12 protein-coding genes are annotated in these 17311 nt (G+C 54.8%); 5 read left to right on the forward strand and 7 right to left on the reverse strand.

The window, feature by feature from the left end:
• Nucleotides 1-114: 114 nt before the first annotated feature.
• The 7 genes from IAI51_RS13655 to IAI51_RS13685 all read right to left on the reverse strand — a co-directional run bounded on the left by IAI51_RS13655 (nucleotide 115) and on the right by IAI51_RS13685 (nucleotide 10492).
• Nucleotides 115-1425 (reverse strand): ABC transporter substrate-binding protein, encoded by a 1311-nt coding sequence (locus IAI51_RS13655; protein WP_187678963.1) that lies wholly within the window; start codon nucleotides 1423-1425, stop codon nucleotides 115-117.
• A gap of 255 nt (nucleotides 1426-1680) precedes the next feature.
• Nucleotides 1681-2583 (reverse strand): AraC family transcriptional regulator, encoded by a 903-nt coding sequence (locus IAI51_RS13660; protein WP_187678964.1) that lies wholly within the window; start codon nucleotides 2581-2583, stop codon nucleotides 1681-1683.
• Nucleotides 2584-2676: 93 nt separating this feature from the next.
• Nucleotides 2677-3588, reverse strand: a complete 912-nt coding sequence (locus IAI51_RS13665) for a phospholipase (protein WP_187678965.1) — start codon at nucleotides 3586-3588, stop codon at nucleotides 2677-2679.
• A gap of 104 nt (nucleotides 3589-3692) precedes the next feature.
• On the reverse strand, nucleotides 3693-4583 hold the full coding sequence (locus IAI51_RS13670) for a phosphatidylinositol-specific phospholipase C domain-containing protein (RefSeq protein ID WP_187678966.1): 891 nt from the start codon (nucleotides 4581-4583) through the stop codon (nucleotides 3693-3695).
• 118 nt (nucleotides 4584-4701) lie between these two features.
• The gene (locus IAI51_RS13675) at nucleotides 4702-6000 is read right to left on the reverse strand and encodes a glycosyltransferase (protein ID WP_187678967.1); all 1299 of its coding nucleotides are present in this window, start codon (nucleotides 5998-6000) and stop codon (nucleotides 4702-4704) included.
• A 110-nt stretch (nucleotides 6001-6110) separates the two neighbouring features.
• Nucleotides 6111-9953: a hypothetical protein gene (locus IAI51_RS13680; RefSeq protein WP_262410341.1), complete on the reverse strand. Its 3843-nt coding sequence runs from the start codon at nucleotides 9951-9953 to the stop codon at nucleotides 6111-6113.
• 179 nt (nucleotides 9954-10132) lie between these two features.
• On the reverse strand, nucleotides 10133-10492 hold the full coding sequence (locus tag IAI51_RS13685; protein WP_187678968.1) for a response regulator: 360 nt from the start codon (nucleotides 10490-10492) through the stop codon (nucleotides 10133-10135).
• A 265-nt stretch (nucleotides 10493-10757) separates the two neighbouring features.
• Here IAI51_RS13685 and IAI51_RS13690 point away from each other — a divergent pair, with 265 nt between their 5' ends.
• The 5 genes from IAI51_RS13690 to IAI51_RS13710 are packed head-to-tail and all read left to right on the forward strand — an operon-like array spanning nucleotide 10758 to nucleotide 17308.
• On the forward strand, nucleotides 10758-14255 hold the full coding sequence (locus tag IAI51_RS13690) for a response regulator (RefSeq protein WP_187678969.1): 3498 nt from the start codon (nucleotides 10758-10760) through the stop codon (nucleotides 14253-14255).
• On the forward strand, nucleotides 14255-15088 hold the full coding sequence (locus IAI51_RS13695; protein ID WP_187678970.1) for a CheR family methyltransferase: 834 nt from the start codon (nucleotides 14255-14257) through the stop codon (nucleotides 15086-15088). Before IAI51_RS13690 ends, IAI51_RS13695 begins: the two co-directional genes overlap by 1 nt.
• Nucleotides 15085-15678 carry a chemotaxis protein CheB gene (locus IAI51_RS13700; RefSeq protein ID WP_187678971.1) on the forward strand — a complete coding sequence of 198 codons (594 nt, stop codon included), beginning with the start codon at nucleotides 15085-15087 and terminating at the stop codon, nucleotides 15676-15678. Before IAI51_RS13695 ends, IAI51_RS13700 begins: the two co-directional genes overlap by 4 nt.
• Entirely contained in the window at nucleotides 15672-16886 is a 1215-nt protein-coding gene (locus IAI51_RS13705; protein WP_187678972.1) for a hybrid sensor histidine kinase/response regulator, read from the forward strand. The genes IAI51_RS13700 and IAI51_RS13705 overlap by 7 nt, the downstream gene beginning before the upstream one ends.
• A 44-nt stretch (nucleotides 16887-16930) precedes the next feature.
• Nucleotides 16931-17308 carry a response regulator gene (locus IAI51_RS13710; RefSeq protein ID WP_187678973.1) on the forward strand — a complete coding sequence of 126 codons (378 nt, stop codon included), beginning with the start codon at nucleotides 16931-16933 and terminating at the stop codon, nucleotides 17306-17308.
• Nucleotides 17309-17311 lie beyond the last annotated feature (3 nt).

A 17311-nucleotide genomic window follows, 5' to 3' on the forward strand; every position in this document is an offset into this window, starting at 1 on the left:
ACGCGGACCCTGTGGGAGCTGGCTTGCCAGCGATAGCGGTATGTCAGCCGACAGCGATGCTGACTTTGCTGGCGCCATCGCGGGCAAGCCAGCTCCCACAGGGGAAGTGTTCGGTTACTTCGGGTAACCGGCGCGCTTCATCTCGCGTTCGGTGGTTTGCTGCGCGGCGGTGAGCGCCTGGTCGACCGTGGTCTGGCCGATCAGCGCTGCCGAGAAGGACTTGCCGACCTGGGTGCCGATCCCCTGGAATTCAGGAATGGTCACCAGTTGAATGCCGATGTAAGGCACCGGTTTCAGCGTCGGTTTGCTCGGGTCTGCAGCTTTCAACGACTCGAGGGTGACCTTGGCGAACGGCGCAGCGCTCATGTAGGCGTCGCTGTAAGTCGAGGCGCGAGTGCCTGGTGGTACGTTGGCGATGCCGTCGGTTTTGGCCACCAGTTCACCGTATTCCTTGGAAGTCGCCCAGGCGCTGAACTCTTTTGCCGCATCCTTGGCCTTGGAGCTGGTTGGAATCGCCAGCGCCCACGAATACAGCCACGCCGAACCTTTATCGGTGACCTGATGCGGTGCGAAGGTGAAGCCGACGTGATCGGCGACCTTGCTCTGGGTCTTGTCGGTCACGAATGAGCCGGCGACGGAAGCGTCAACCCAGATCGCGCACTTGCCACTGTTGAACAGGGCGAGGTTCTCGTTGAAACCGTTGCTGGAAGCACCCGGCGGGCCGGATTTCTTCATGGTGTTGACGTAGAAATTCAGCGCGTTCTTCCACTCGGGGCCGCTGAATTCCGGCTTCCACTGCTCATCGAACCAGCGTGCGCCATAGGCGTTGGCGACCGTGGTAACCAACGCCATGTTCTCGCCCCAGCCAGCCTTGCCACGCAGGCAGATGCCGTACTGCTCTTTATCCTTGTTGGTGAGTTTTTCGGCGAAGCCGGCGATCTGTTCCCAGGTCGGACGCTCGGGCATGGTCAGGCCGGCATCCTTGAACAGGTCGGTGCGGTAATAGGTGATCGAGCTTTCGGCGTAGAACGGCAGGGCGTAGAGCGAACCCTTGACCGACAGGCCTTCACGCACTGACGGGAATACATCGTCGAGGGCGTAACTGGCCGGCAGATCCTTCATCGGTTCCAGCCAACCCTTGCCCCCCCACAGTGCCGCTTCGTACATGCCGATGGTCAACACATCGAACTGGCCACCCTGGGTGGCGATGTCGGTGGTCAGGCGCTGGCGCAGGACGTTCTCTTCCAGCACCACCCAATTGAGCTTGATGTCCGGATGCTCGGTCTCGAAGGTTTTCGAGAGTTTTTGCATGCGGATCATGTCGCTGTTGTTGACGGTGGCGATGGTCAGGGTCTGGGCGCCAAGGCTGACGCTGCTGAGGGTCATGCAGGTGAGGGCAAGCAGAGCTTTTGCAGTGGGTTGCATCGTGCACTCCTTTTCTGAACCCAGAGGGGGCAGAAGGACAGTTATTGTTTTTGTGTCTTCCTGTGCAGGAAGAATGTGCACTGATTACAGCCTTCAATCGACAGACTGACAAATCATCCATCGCACTTTTATCAATACTTTTTTGCACTGAGCTTTGAGGGAGTTAACGCAGGGAAGGGGATTTCAGAGCGAGGAGCCTAACGAATGCGTACAGGTTTTCGCTGCAAAAACAGGTCAGAACCTGTGGAAGTCTCATTAATGGTTCTGTTCAGTCAGTCGCTGTACGGCGAGGCGCCGATAGTGCGAAGGGGTCATGCCCTTGAGCTGTTGAAAGCGCCGATTGAAGTTGGAAATATTGTTGAAACCTGACTCAAAGCACACATCGGTCACCGGTTTATCGCCGTCCGCCAGCAGTTCGCAGGACTTACTGATGCGCAAACGATTGACGAATTCGATGAAGTTGCGCCCGGTCGCCTGTTTGAACACGCGACTGAAATACGTCGGCGTCATGCCCAGATGCTCGGCGACTTCTTCCAGCGAAATATCCCGGGCGTAGTGGCTGAAGATGTAATCGACGGCGCGGTTGGTGCGATCGATGTTGTGTTCATCGGCCAGTTGCGGCGTGGTGGCGCCGGACAACAACTGGAAATCATCGCTGGCGGCGAGCAACTCCATCAGGATGAAGAAGTGCCCGAGCCGGGTGATGCCTTGAGTATCGGCGATACGCTGCATCAACGTCATGGCTTGACGGATCGTACGCTTGCAGCGGAATTCGATGCCGTACTGAGCGCGCTCCAAGAGCGGTGCAAGCGTTCGGAGTTCAGCGAATACCTGATGGCCGCTCTCGAACAACTCATCGGTAAAATTGACGAGCATGTCGCGCTTTTCCACCACTTCGTCTTCGGCCACCTGGCTGATCCAGTTGTGCGGCAGATTGGGACCCGTCAGAAACAGGGTCTCGGGATAGAAGTTGCCGATGTAGTCGCCTATGAACACTTTGCCAGAGCTGGCGACGATCAGATGCAGTTCGTATTCCTTGTGGAAATGCCAGCGCACCAGTGGGCAGGGGAAACCATGCTGGCGGTAGATGATGGACAACCCGTTGTGGTCATCCATCAACTCGTATGAAGGGTCGGTCACGCGGGCAGTTCGGGTCATGGCGGGTAGCTTCTTTTCGTAGGAGCCTTGCGATCATGCCTCGTTTGTCCTGCCGGGCGCCAGTTTGCCGCGATGGACATCCGTTGCGCAGGTTCAGCCAACGTGCTGCGGGTGAAGCGTTACCGTGGACTTCGCAATCGCTTTCTGCAGGTTGGCTTGCTGGCAAAACAACACGATGTTCGAATTTTTAATGAAGTCGAAATTGATGATGTTGCAGTTTTGCGCCCAATCACTGTTCGCCGGATCAAACCAGGCGTCGAGCTTTTCATAAATCCGTTGAGGGCCGGTTGCATTCCAGATGGCTGCGGAGAGCGACCAAAGCAAGGTTCTCGAAGGCGGCCTCTTCATCACCTCGGTCAGGTAGTTTTGTAGCGTAAACGTCGGCAGCAATGTTTCCAGAACATAGGCGTTACCAGCCCACTTATGAATCACCTGGTGGCAAAACCACTCCCAGTCGATGTTGGAATGAGAGGGGGTTGCCACCAGCAAACGTTGCATTCGGCTGATGTTCTTCAATTCGCCGAGGCTCAGATGTTTGTTTTTTTCAGGAATTATGTACTCGCCGAGATGTTGCAACATCACGTCGTTGAAGTACTTGAAGTCGAAGGGCGTGTCGCCGTCCCTTAATTCGTGAAAGTCAAGGACGATAAATTCATTGTAACTGCGCTCAAGAAAACCTTTGAGATCACGAATGAGATCTTCCAATGTGCGCGATGACCAGACCTTGTCATGAAAGAATCGAAATTTCGCCAGCCCTGTGGCGTGGCTGTCATACACCAATCGCAGATCAAGTGCCCTGGCACCGCGATTGAGCTGGGAGTAAAACGGCACATCCTGGCAGACCGCCCAGTTTGCGGCGATCGAGGGGCTGTAAGAGGCCTCCCAATCACAACCGGCATTATGCGTGCCCGGTAAAGTCATCTCGAATAATGACAAGTTATCGAGTGGCGGTGTGGCGGCCATCCATCGATTGGGCTGGAAGTGTTGAAGGTCAAGATCATGCATTTGCTGAATCCTGTGTGGGAATACTGGAAATCGTAATGGCATTAGAGGATGGACGAACCGTTTGGCCGTCCATCAATTCGTAAAGGAGTGCTCACACAGTGAACTTAATCTGCTTGCACACGAGGTGCTATCAGCGATTTCTCATTGGCTTTATTAATGCTGGCCGATTGGCAATAGAACACGATGTTCGAGTCTTTAATGAAGTCGAAATTGATGATGTTGCACTTTTGGGCCCAGTCCGATTTGGCAGGGGAGAACCAGTTGTCCAGATCATTGAGAATTCGTTGTGGCCCGCCTCGAGTATAGGTCGTTGCTGACAGCGACCAGAGTTGCGACTTGCTGACAGGCTCGCTCACCACACTTTTGATGTACTTATGTAAATCAGAGGTGGAAACAAGTGTTTCCCCGATCCACTTATGACGAATAGGCGAGTGAATCCGATAGTCAAGCACGTCCGTTCTCATGGAAGCGGACACCACGATTCGTTGTAGAGGACTTGCTTGCTTTAGCTCCCCAAGCGTCAGGTGCACGTTGCGGGCTGGAATCATCCGTTGGCCGAGATGTTGCAGCATCAAATCTCTGAATTTGATTTGATTGAACTCACTGTCCCCTTTTTTCAGTTCGTGAAAGTCCAGAATTATGAATTCATCCGGGTTTTCTTCCAGAAATTTGTTGAGGTCGCGCAGTAAGTCCTCAAGCGTTCGAGAGGAGAGGAAACCGTTATGTTGAAAGCGGAACTGATTGAAGCCTTTTGCCTTGTCGTGATACTCGAGTCGTACATCCAGAGCCCTGGAGCCAAGTTTGAGCTGTGAATAAAAAGAGTCATCCTGGCATACGGTCCAGTTTGCAACCGGGAATACGTAAGAGGCTTTCTTGTCACACCCGGCATTATGCGTGCCGGGCAATGTAAGTTCCAGTAGTGACAAGTTGTTGATTTGTGGAGTTGCGGTCATCCATCGATGAAGAGGCGAGGTTTCGTACTGGGTGTTATTCATTTGATTGTCCTGCGTTAAATATTAATTAAGTTGTGCGCGCAGGAGGTTTATAGTGCCTAATACTTATTTGGCCAATGCTTGTATTAATGCAAGCTGTGTACGGGGTGGAGTTATCTGTTCAGTCAGTAGGTGAGTTTCGGTTTTTTGCTTCAATCCACTGCGACATGTATTGGGTGCTTTTATGAAAGTGGTGGCGCAACATGCTTCCGGTAAAATTGCTGGTTCTAAGTGTTTGTAAATGCTGCTGGCAATAGCGCAGTCTTTCAATAAGTGCCTGACCGTGTACAACGTATTGATAGCGCTCGCTGAGCAACGTGGTTCCTGCCTGCTGAGCCGCTTGCCAAAGTGTTTGATCCTTATATAACCGAACGGCGCTGTCGGCGATGTCGCTTGCGGTGCGTGCGACAGCACCGGACCAAAGGTGTTCGCCATACATGCCTTCGGCACCGATCGGCGTCGTGACACTTGGGGTGCCGCACAGCATCGCATCAACCAGTTTGCCCTTGATCCCGGCCCCGAAACGCAACGGCGCCAGGCACACCCGTGCAGCCGACATGACCTGCAACGCATCTTCGGCCCAGTTCATGACGTGAAAACCCTGCGCGGCGTTGTGCAAAGCCGTGGCCTTGGGCGGCGTGTACGCGCCATAGATGTGCAACTGCGCATCCGGCAATTGCTGACGAATGAGCGGCCAGACAGTGGACTTCATCCAGAGCACAGCATCCCAGTTGGGCGCATGCCGGAAGTTGCCGATGCTCAGGAAATGCGCTCGATCGGCGAATGCGGTAGGCGGGGCGCTTGGTAAATCAACCATCAGCGGGCACCAATGCAGCAATTGACGCGGCAAGCCGAACTCCTGGACCAGCAACGCGATTTCAACTTCGGAGATCATCAAGTTCAGATCGCAACGGTACAACGCCGCGATTTCCCGTTTGGCCAGATCGGTATCGGCCATCAACTCAAACTCTTCGCGCAGTGCAGGCGCAAACAACTCGCTGAAGTCATTCTGGTCGCTGCTGGCTTTCAGGTGATCCTTGAGTCGCTGATGGCGAGCATGCCGCAGGCTTTGCAGGTCAGAGGTTTCAAGCACCCTAAGTGCGTGGGGACACTGCTTTTCAACCCGCCAGCCGAACTGCTCCTCCATCATGAACTGGTCGAACAGCACAATATCCGGCGCCAGTTCACTGATGAATACGTCGAAACTGCTGTTATTGAGTTCAATGGGTACTTCGTGAATGCCCAGCGCAGACAGGTCGGCCTTATGTTCGCCGGGACCGGCGGGGCTGCTGAAAGTGATGTCCCAACCCTGCTGCAAAAATGTTTCGAGGATCTGCATGACGTGCCCACTGGCTGCTGACGAGCGCGGCTCAGGCCAGACATATCCGATGACCAGGACTTTGGTGACGGGCTGAGTCATTAGCTATGATCCTATGCAGCAAAGCGGGGGCGAAAAAAGGGCGCAATTAAACCACAGTGGTGGTTGCTTGCGCCCTCTATCAGTGATGCGGCCCTGAAAATCTGCGGGGTTTAAAAGTTTGGTTTGGCCAGATTGAGCAGGATCGGCCCGGAAAGAAATTCGCCGGGAGCTGTGTTATTGATCGAGTTGGTGATGGTGGATAGGTTGAACATAAATGTTGCAGGGCTGGTTGTATGTTGGTCGATCAACGAAACCGCCAATGAATAGGATTCGGCGTTTACCAATGCCGGGTGCTCCTGCACGATTTTTGGTCGGCTCGAAATCGTTGATTTAAACTCCTCGAAATCCTTTAAAACACCGAAGCGGAAATGGGGGTTACTTAAATTTTGAGGATGGGCCTTGTGCGCGTCTCTGGCAAATTCCAATAACCCGACCGCGTTGTATTCTGCCGGGATGGCATCTCGCACTATCTCACTGTAGTACAAATCAAGCGTGTCCGGCGCACCATGAGACATCTCATGCACGAGGACATCGCCGACCCTGGCGTCATCGAATTTCGCCACCGTGTAAAATTCATCCAGGTTGTCAGGATAAATGGACAGGAATGTTCTTGAGTTGATGTCCAGCTTCTCGCCTGAGCGTACGGCCGCTTGCCAACGTTTATAGGCTTGAGGTTGTAACGCAGCGATTACATCGGAACCAGGTGGCCGAAAGACCATGTTATGCAAACCTACCGAATCAAGGTCCTTGCGCATGGCGCGCAAGTTCCTGGTTATGCGTTCAATGGCCTCACTCGAATCAATGCCGAAGACATGCTTGATGACGGATCTGACATCATCGTTATGACCATCCAAGAGTAACTGGATCGTGTTGTCGATTTTACTCTTGGCGTGGGGAATGGCTTTTTTCAAATATCCACGGGTGTAGCTGAACGGTTTTGCTCGCTTGAAAGGGTTTGGAACGTTGAATTTGTTGACCAGTTTCAGGTTTCTTAACTCGGGGCCGCATGGTTCGCCCAAACGGTTCAAAGCGTACCATTCATCACTGTGGCGTATTCCCCAAACCTGGAATACGTCTGCGGATTCTTGCGCAGTTTGTCGGATGCCCAGGCGAATAGTGTCTGGATCGACAGCCGCCGAAAGTGCGTGATAGGGCGTCTTTCCCGACCATTTGCGTGCATCGTAAATAGCGCTTTCGAGTGCAGCCACACCGCTGTGCCAACCTTTGCGCAAAAGTTTGGCACCATTCACAAGCAAATCGGTTGCGCCATCCAGCGGATTGAGTAAGTTGCTGACCAATCCAGCGCCTGTGGAAGCTATCTTGCTGGCCTTCGTGGCAATACTCATGCTCTTGGCCGCCAGGCTGGCGATCTTCGCAATGGCTCCGACTACTAACAGAAAGGTCATGGCGGCTTCCAGGGTACAGGCCTTGATTCCGTCAAATTGACGATCCAGGTCGCCTGAATTGAGATCTTCGATGCATGACTTGAAGGGCACGACAACGTTCAGAAACGTATCCAGGTCTTTTTCCCGTTTTGCACGCAATGCCTCCAGCCGGGTCTGTCCCCAGCACTCTTTAACCAACTCATCGTAAGTCGCGACGGGTCTGTGCTTGAGTACGAAGTTCACCAGGCGGTCGAACTCTGTTGAGTAGAAACTCTGGTAATAACCGTTGATTGGCGACAGCGGCGCCAAGGCTGGCAACTCGGCAATTTTGTCGATCACACCGGAACTGGCCTCGATGAGACCGGGCGTAACACCATGGGTGTAACACTCTATGTTCGTCGGTAGTTGATGAACTTTCGCAGGCGCAGAGTAGTTCGTCGCATTGCTGCGACTGGGTGCGCTTAACAGCTTTTCCCTCTGAACAAGCTTTGCCAGTTCAGTGTTTTCGCGACAGATTCCGTGCAGAGTGAATAATTCGTAACAGGTTACCCGGCCTTCGAATTCGCAGCAGATCACTACCCCGTAGCGACCCTTTGCATCATCTATTTCTCTATGACTTTCCGTCGGTTCACGCTCAGTCACCTTCAAGATGGTGTCAATGGTCGACGCGATTGGGTTTGCGGAAATACCGTTAATCGATTGGCGTTTCGCGACCAAGGGTCTGACGGTAAACATCGTCACCTGACCCTTCAGCAATCGAATCCGGTCGAGCAATGGCATTGAAGTAAATGCTTGCTTCAAATGCGTATTCATCGCTTGCGCATGCACCAGATAGGCCCGATTGAACTGACGGTAGAACTCACCGTCGGGAGAAACCAGATTACGGCGCATGTTGGGGAACGCTGTATAGATGCTTTCCCCTTGTTTCAAATCCCAATTGCCGGTCGCCAGATCGTTGGACATATGCAACTCGACAGGTGACATTTTTAGCGAAATGTAAGCGTCTTCCAGCGGGCGATTACGCGTTTGCTGAAGGACGTCGCTTTCAAGATAAGTGCAACCCTTGGCAACTTGCTTGAGGATATCCAGTGCGACGCTTTTGCGCGTTGGCAGGGGACGCGTCAGTGTTTCAGCGTTTTCGGCAAGTGTCCTCGCATGTCGGGCGTAGGCGTCCGTGGCGACTTTCAGTGAGTCAGTGACAGATTTTTCGACGTCATCAGGCGTGACGATTTTGTTGAGCACAGCCCAATCAATCACAGGATCCACGGCGGCCAGAGCGTCGAGCATCTTGCGTGATTCGGTCACTGGTTCCAGTGTCGAAAGTTGCTGCAATTGCGCGTAAGTCATGGATCGAGTCGAGCCTGGCGCAATGATTTCTTGCACCGCCACGATTCGGCAAAATTCCACGCATTGCGGCGTGCCCACTAGCAGGGTGGCAGGCAGACCTTTGACCAAAAATTCCGGCGCAGGCTCCGCCAGCAATAAGTGAGCGGCCAATGCTGCATTCTTTTTACTCACCCTGTGGTGCTCGATCAGGTGATTCTCGAAATCGGTTTGAATCTCGGCGAAGGATTTTTCCAGATGCTCGGCAGCATACAAATCGAAACCGGCAACATGATTTCGCGGTACATCTTCCCCGACTTGAGGATGAAGATTGAGCAGCAGCGAAGTCAGGATTACCTGCTTGCGCGACGTTTCCGATTGCGGTTGGTTGTCGCGAGCGCCGTACCAGCCGAGATCTACTACGTAAGCGTCGGCCCAGTGAGCAGCGATGGGGCTGGAAACAAGTGCCTTAATAATTTCCTCAGCCTCGGCACGTGTGAAGGGCGCAGTTCGCCCGCCAAAAATGCTCTCCGACAAATGCTCCAGTAACGACTGATTCTTGATGTAACTGGCGATGAGTTTGCGGAACTCACTGCGCTCAGTTGCAGAAAGCGTCGCCGAGTTGCCTTCTCCAGTCTTTATCATTTCCCAATAGTTGCCCAACTCTGGGCTTGCATGAGGTTTGGCTTCCATGAAAGCCACAAGACGGGACGCTTCGGCGGCATTGTGAGGGATGATGTAGCCGTGGAAAGCCAGCCATTGCGCCAAATCGATCTGGTCTGCGGTGGAAATCGTGCCACCGGTCAATTCGGCCATTTCAACCAGTATCTGCAGATCGTCTTGCAGATCCGGTGCGCGTTTGAAGGCGTTTGCCAAATCCACGGTATTACCCGAGTGTTTTGCGTTAATTTCGCCTTCGGTTGTCACTTCGAAAACTGAGTGTTCGGAAAGTCTCAATGTTGCCATCAGTTTTTTGAAGGAAGTTTGTTCGGACATTCGTTGCAGCAAGTGCCTGCCGGGGAGTATGGCATCTTCAAGTGTCGATCCCGCCTCCAGGGATAGGGTCGCGCCCTCCAGCGTAATTGTTTGCGCAGGGGCAAGATGCGCTGAGCGCTGCTTGAGTTTATATATCACTTCCTCTCGTTCGCGGTTATCGCTTGCAACGTATTCACGGTGGAGGTTAGAAGAAGGGGCAGGTCGGGATAAGTAACGTTGATTCAGGAAGTTTGAATGTTTTAGGGTCATAATAAATTCGTTTATTTTGGTTTGTATGTTTGAGTGATCCTCTTTTGTTGGAGTGTGTTTATCAAGAAGCATTATGTGAGTGTGTTTTTCAACAGCTCGCCAGCTTATGTTTTGTTCGCAAAAATATGAGGCCGGACTGCCCCTTGAAGTTGTTTTAAAGCGGCAGTCCGTTGAGTTAATTATTGAATGCTGCTTTTTACTTTGTCACGTAATTGGTCAATCGAAAAAGGTTTGCCAATAACCTGCATGTCCGGAGGTACATCAATACTTTCAGCATAACCACTGGCAAACAGGATTGGCAGGGCGGGGCGTAACAGACGTGCTTGCGTGGCCAGTTCACGACCATCCATAACTGGCAAACCTACATCAGTCATCATCAGATCAATTTTCTGTTCCTCATCATTGAGAAACTCCAGCGCCTTCTCGCTGCCGTCAGCCTCCAGCACCTTGTACTCCAGCTCCTCCAGCACATCGACGATCAGCATGCGCACAATGGCATCGTCTTCTACTACAAGGATGATGGACGCTGGGGTGGACATAATAGAGGCTCTCAAAGATAGAAATTCAGGGGTATCGGCCGGTCGAATCTGCCGGGCTCATGCATGAGTAAGTGGCGCATGGCCACAAGTTCCCGGCTTGATACAAAAAACATTCACTGCAAATGGACAGGCAAGGATAACTGTTGGCGTGGCTCTAGACGCGAGCAAATGTAGGAATTTGCTGCCAAAGCTGTGAGAAAAATGGATCCATCGTGCCGTTTTGGGGCAAACTCTCGGGTTTTCAACAGTTCGACAAGGCTGCCCCATGTCCTCTCCGTCTTCGGTTGATGAGCAACGGTTTCGCAAACTCCTGAGTCGCAACATCAGCCTGCCGCTGGGTGTTGGTGTGCTCAGTGCCGTGTTCTTCGTTTCGCTGATCACGTATCTGCTGTCGGTCATCCAGTGGGTTGAACACACCGACCGGGTGATCAATAACGCCAACGAAGCGGTGAAGCTCACTGTGGATCTGGAAACCGGCATGCGCGGGTTTCTGCTCAGCGGCGACGAGCACTTCCTTGATCCTTATGAAACGGCCAAGCCGCGTATCAATGTGGCGCTCAATACCTTGCTTGAGCTGACCGCCGACAATCCTGTGCAGACCGACCGTTTGCGCCGCCTCCAGGCATTACAGACCGAGTGGGCGACCTATGCACAATCGATGATCGATTTGCAGCGCAGCAGCGGGGATTATCGCGGTGCCGTAAAGGCTGGACGTGGCAAGCGCCTGACCGACGAGATTCGCAAGCAGTTCGAAGACGTGATCGACATGGAGCAGCAGTTACGCACCACGCGTAACGAAGAAGTGCGCCGCACGACGATCTGGAGCATCACCCTTTATCTGCTGTTTGTGGCTGGCATCAGTGGGTTGCTGGCGTACATCGGTCGGCGAGACCTGGTCAATCTGTCCGAAAGCTACGGCGCCACATTGGCGGCGCAGCAGGCCAGTGCCGAGCGTCTGGAACAGCAAGCGTGGCTGCGCAACGGGCAGACCGAGTTGGCTGAGCAGGTGCTGGGACAACTGACGCTCAATCTGCTCGGCCGCAACATTCTGCAGTTCTGCGCGCAATACCTTGGCACGGCCGTAGCGGCGTTGTACGTGCGCGAAGAGCACGGTGGCCTCAAGCGTGTAGCGACTTATGGGTTTTCTCGCGAACAGGAAGATCAGGACCAGTCGATCTACAGCGGCGAAGGTATTGTCGGTCAGGTCGCGCAGCAGGCGCGGCTTATTCGTCTCGATTCGGTACCGTCGGATTACTTCAAGGTCAGCTCCGGACTCGGCGAAGGCCTGCCGCGCAGCGTGGTGGTCGTGCCGACCAGCGATGACGAACGGGTCAACGGCGTGATCGAACTGGGTTTCCTGCGTCCGCTCAACGACCGCGACATCGAACTGCTTGAATTGATTGCCGGCAACGTCGGCACTTCCATCGAAGCGGCGCGTTATCGTCAGCGCTTGCAGGAAGTGCTGGCCGAAACCCAGCAGCTCAACGAAGAGTTGCAGGTGCAACAGGAAGAGTTGAAGACTGCCAACGAAGAACTGGAGGAGCAGTCGCGGATCCTCAAGGAATCGCAAGCGCACTTGGAAACCCAGCAAGTCGAGCTGGAGCAGACCAACGAACAACTCGCCGAACAGGCGCAGACCTTGGCCGAGCAGCGCGATGCCATGGATCTGAAGAACACCGAACTGAATCAGGCGCAGGTGCAACTCGAAGAGCGCGCCGAAGAGTTGCAGCGCTCAAGCAAGTACAAGTCCGAGTTCCTCGCCAATATGTCCCACGAACTGCGCACGCCGCTGAACAGTTCGCTGATCCTGGCCAAGTTGCTGGCGGAAAACCCGCAGGACAATCTCAGTGCTGAACAAGTCAAGTTTGCCGAGTCGATCTACTCCGCCGGCAACGATCTGCTCAACCTGATCAACGACATTCTCGATATTTCCAAGGTCGAGGCCGGCAAGCTTGAAGTGATCCCGGAAATCACCAGCGTCGCGCGTCTGGCCGATGGCCTGCGCAGCGTGTTCGAACCGCTGGCGGCCGACAAACGACTGACCTTCAGCGTGGATTTGCTCCCGGATGCGCCGGTGACACTGTTTACCGACCGTCAACGTCTGGAACAAGTGATCAAAAACCTGCTGTCCAACGCCGTGAAATTTACCGAGCAGGGCACGGTGCGCCTGACCATCAGCGGCCAGCCGAATGATCGCATTGCGTTCATCGTGCGCGATTCGGGCATCGGCATTGCCGCGGATCAGCAGGAAAGCATCTTTGAAGCGTTCCGTCAGGCCGATGGCACCACCAACCGCAAATACGGCGGTACCGGGCTGGGCCTTTCGATCTCGCGGGATCTGGCGACCTTGCTGGGCGGCTCGATCAGCGTCAGCAGCGCACCGGGGCAGGGCAGTGTGTTCACGCTGGTATTGCCGCAGCAATACAACGAGTCCACTGATGTATCGAAAGCGCCGTTGACCTTCACTCCGCCAGTCCAAACCGTGACGGCGACCGTAGCGCCTGCGGTGGTGGTTTCGCCTCTGGCGCCGGTTCACATCCCGCGCTTTGCCGACGACCGCGACAAGGCCCCGTTCGCCACCCGTTGCATTCTGGTAGTGGAAGATGAGCCGAACTTTGCGCATATCCTCTACGATCTGGCGCACGAACTGGGTTATCAGTGCCTGGTTGCCCATGGCGCGGACGAAGGTTATGACCTGGCCCGCGAGTTCGTGCCGGATGCCATTCTGCTCGACATGCGTCTGCCGGATCACTCCGGATTGACTGTGTTGCAGCGTTTGAAAGAACACGCCGAAACCCGCCACATCCCCGTTCACGTGATTTCGGTCGAGGATCGGGTCGAAGCGGCGATGCACATGGGCGCCATTGGCTATGCAGTCAAACCGACCACCCGCGAAGAGCTCAAGGACGTGTTCGCCCGTCTCGAAGCCAAGCTGACCCAGAAGGTCAAACGCGTGTTGCTGGTTGAAGACGACGATCTGCAGCGCGAGAGCATCGCTCGACTGATCGGCGATGACGACATCGAGATCACGGCTGTCGGTCTGGCGCAGGACGCGCTGGAGAAGCTGCGCACAACGATCTATGACTGCATGGTCATAGACCTGAAGCTGCCAGACATGCTTGGTAATGAGCTGCTCAAGCGCATGTCCACCGAAGATATCTGCTCGTTCCCGCCGGTCATCGTTTATACCGGTCGTAACCTGACGCGCGATGAAGAGGCCGACCTGCGCAAGTACTCGCGCTCGATCATCATCAAGGGCGCACGCTCACCGGAGCGTCTGCTCGATGAGGTCACACTCTTTCTGCACAAAGTCGAATCGCAGTTGTCCCATGAGCGGCAGAAGATGCTGAAGACCGCGCGCAGCCGCGACAAGGTTTTCGAGGGTCGCAAAGTGCTGCTGGTGGACGACGATGTGCGCAACATCTTCGCCCTGACCAGTGCCCTGGAGACCAAAGGCGCAGTCGTGGTGATCGGGCGTAATGGCCGTGAAGCGATTGAAAAACTGAATGAAGTCGAGGACATCGATCTGGTGTTGATGGACGTGATGATGCCGGAGATGGATGGTTTCGAAGCCACCATCGAAATCCGCAAGGACCCGCGCTGGCGCAAACTGCCCATTATTGCGGTGACGGCCAAGGCCATGAAGGACGATCAGGAGCGCTGCCTGCAGGCGGGCGCCAACGATTATCTGGCCAAGCCCATTGATCTGGATCGCCTGTTCTCGCTGATTCGCGTGTGGTTACCGAAGATGGAACGCATTTAGTGGAACGCAATCATCCAGCGGAACGAAACAGTGAAATCGAATTACGGCTGTTGATCGAGGCGATCTACCTCAAGTACAGCTACGATTTTCGCGATTACTCCGGCGCTTCGATCAAGCGCCGGGTCCAACACGCGTTGGGTCAATTCGAGTGCGCGACGATTTCGGCGTTGCAGGAAAAAGTCCTGCACGACCCGACGGCGTTTATGCAGTTGTTGCAGTTGTTGACGATTCCGGTCAGCGAGATGTTTCGCGATCCGTCGCATTTCCTGGCCATTCGCAAGGAAGTGGTGCCGCTGCTCAGAACCTATCCTTCGATCAAGATCTGGATCGCCGGGTGCAGCACGGGTGAGGAGGTCTATTCGATGGCGATTCTGCTGCGCGAAGAGGGCCTGCTCGATCGCACGATCATTTACGCCACCGACATCAATCCGCGCTCGCTGGACAAGGCCAAGCAGGGGATATTTTCGATGGAAAACGTCCGTGCCTACACCGCCAACTATCAACAGGCCGGTGGGCAGCGATCATTTGCCGACTATTACACCGCGGCCTATGGCTACGCGATTTTCGACAAGAGTCTGTGCGAGAACGTGACGTTTGCCGACCACAGTCTGGCCACCGACAGCGTGTTCTCCGAAACCCAATTGATTTCCTGCCGTAACGTGTTGATCTATTTCAACAAGAAGCTGCAGGATCGAGCGTTCGGGCTGTTCCATGAATCCCTGTGTCATCGCGGTTTCCTGGTGCTCGGCAGCAAAGAGACGCTGGATTTTTCCAGCTATGCAAACCAGTTCGAACCGCTGGTGAAACAAGAACGGATCTACCGCAAATCATGAACGACATTGCGGATCTGCCTCGAATCGAGGCTATTGTGGTCGGGGCTTCCGCCGGTGGCGTTGAAGCCTTGTTAACCCTGCTTGGGCCGCTGCGCAAAGGTTTTGCACTGCCGATCATCATCGTGCTGCACCTGCCGGAAGAGCGCCGCAGCCAGTTGGCCGAGGTGTTCTCCCGGCGTCTGGCGTTGCCAGTGGAGGAGGCCACGGACAAGCGGGACATCGAGGCGGGCACGGTGTATTTCGCCACGCCCGGTTATCACCTGTCGGTGGAACTGGATCGCAGCCTGTCCTTGAGTCTTGAGGATCGCATCCATCATTCCCGGCCATCAATTGACTACCTCTTCGAATCTGCCGCCGACGTCTATGGCCCGAAGCTGGCCGCTGTGCTGCTGACAGGCGCCAATCACGATGGCGCGCGCGGACTGGCGCAGGTCAAGCGCCACGGTGGTCTGACCATCGTGCAGGACCCTGACGACGCCCAGGTCGCCACCATGCCTCTGGCTGCGCTGAAAACCCAGCAGCCGGATCATGTCTTACCCATTCACGGCATCGGCCGTCTGCTAGTCGAGCTGGAACGAATCGCATGCTGAGTAATATCCAGGCAAAACTGCTGATCGTCGACGATCTGCCCGAGAACCTGCTGGCGCTCGAAGCGCTGATCAAACGCGAAGACCGCACCGTCTACAAGGCGCTGTCGGCGGACGAAGCTCTGTCGCTGCTGCTGCAACACGAATTCGCCATGGCCATTCTCGACGTGCAGATGCCGGGCATGAACGGCTTCGAACTGGCCGAGTTGATGCGCGGCACCGAGAAGACCAAGAACATCCCGATCATTTTTGTCAGCGCTGCCGGTCGCGAACTCAACTATGCGTTCAAGGGCTATGAGAGCGGGGCGGTGGACTTTCTGCACAAGCCGCTGGATATCCACGCGGTCAAGAGCAAGGTCAACGTTTTCGTCGATCTGTACCGACAGAGCAAGGCCATGAAGCAACAGGTCGAAGCGCTGGAACAGGCTCGCCGGGAGCAGGAAGCGTTGTTGCAGCAATTGCAGAGCACCCAGCTGGAACTTGAGCAAGCGGTGCGGATGCGCGATGACTTCATGTCAATCGTCGCCCACGAAGTGCGCACCCCCCTCAATGGCCTGATACTCGAAACCCAATTGCGCAAGATGCACTTGGCGCGGGATAACGCAGCGGCGTTCACCCTCGACAAGATGCACGCGATGGTCGATCGCGACGAGCGTCAGATCAAAAGCCTCATCCGGCTGATCGAAGACATGCTCGACGTCTCCCGGATACGTACCGGCAAGTTGTCGATCCGGCCTAACCGTTTCGATCTGGTGCAGTTGGTGGGCAATCTGCTGCAAAACTTTGCGCAGCAGATGGAAGCAGCGGAAACGTCGGTCAGCTTTGAAGCGGATAGGCCGCTGGAAGGTTGCTGGGATGAGTTCCGCATCGAGCAGGTCATTTCCAATCTGCTGACCAATGCGCTGCGTTATGGCGGCAGAAGCCCGATTCAGGTGCGGGTCTACCGCCAAGGCAACGAAGCTCGGGTCGAGGTTCAGGATCACGGGATCGGCATCAGCGAAGAGAACCAAAAGCGTATTTTCCAACAATTCGAACGGGTTTCCGCCAAGACGGTAGTCGCCGGGCTCGGGTTGGGTCTGTTCATTTCCGAGCAGATCGTCGCCGCCCATGGCGGCTCAATCGTCGTCGAGAGTGAAATCAACGAGGGCGCCCTGTTTCGCGTTTGTCTGCCGATAGAGGAAAACGGCAAATCCGACGCAACCTCTGAGTGACCACACGGTCGTATCAGCAGCTATTGACCGAACAAAGGCTTCCCATGAGCGTAGATGCACAAGATGTAGTACTTATCGTCGAAGACGAACCGAGTATCTTGATGATTCTTTCGATTTATCTGAAGGATCAAGGGTATCGCGTGCTCGAGGCCGAAAACGGCGAGCAGGCGTTCGAAATCCTCGCGAGCAAGCCACATTTGGATCTGTTGATCACCGACTTCCGCTTGCCTGGCGGCATCTCCGGCGTACAGATCGCCGAGCCCGCCGTGAAGCTGCGACCTGACTTGAAGGTGATTTTCATCAGCGGTTACCCGCAGGAAATCCGCGAGACCGGCAGCCCCATCACGCTCAAGGCACCCATTCTGGAAAAGCCGTTCGATCTGGACGTGTTGCAGGAAAAGATTCAGGAGCTGCTGGCCTGACCG

This window comes from Pseudomonas sp. N40(2020) (assembly GCF_014472415.1).
Lineage (GTDB): Bacteria > Pseudomonadota > Gammaproteobacteria > Pseudomonadales > Pseudomonadaceae > Aquipseudomonas.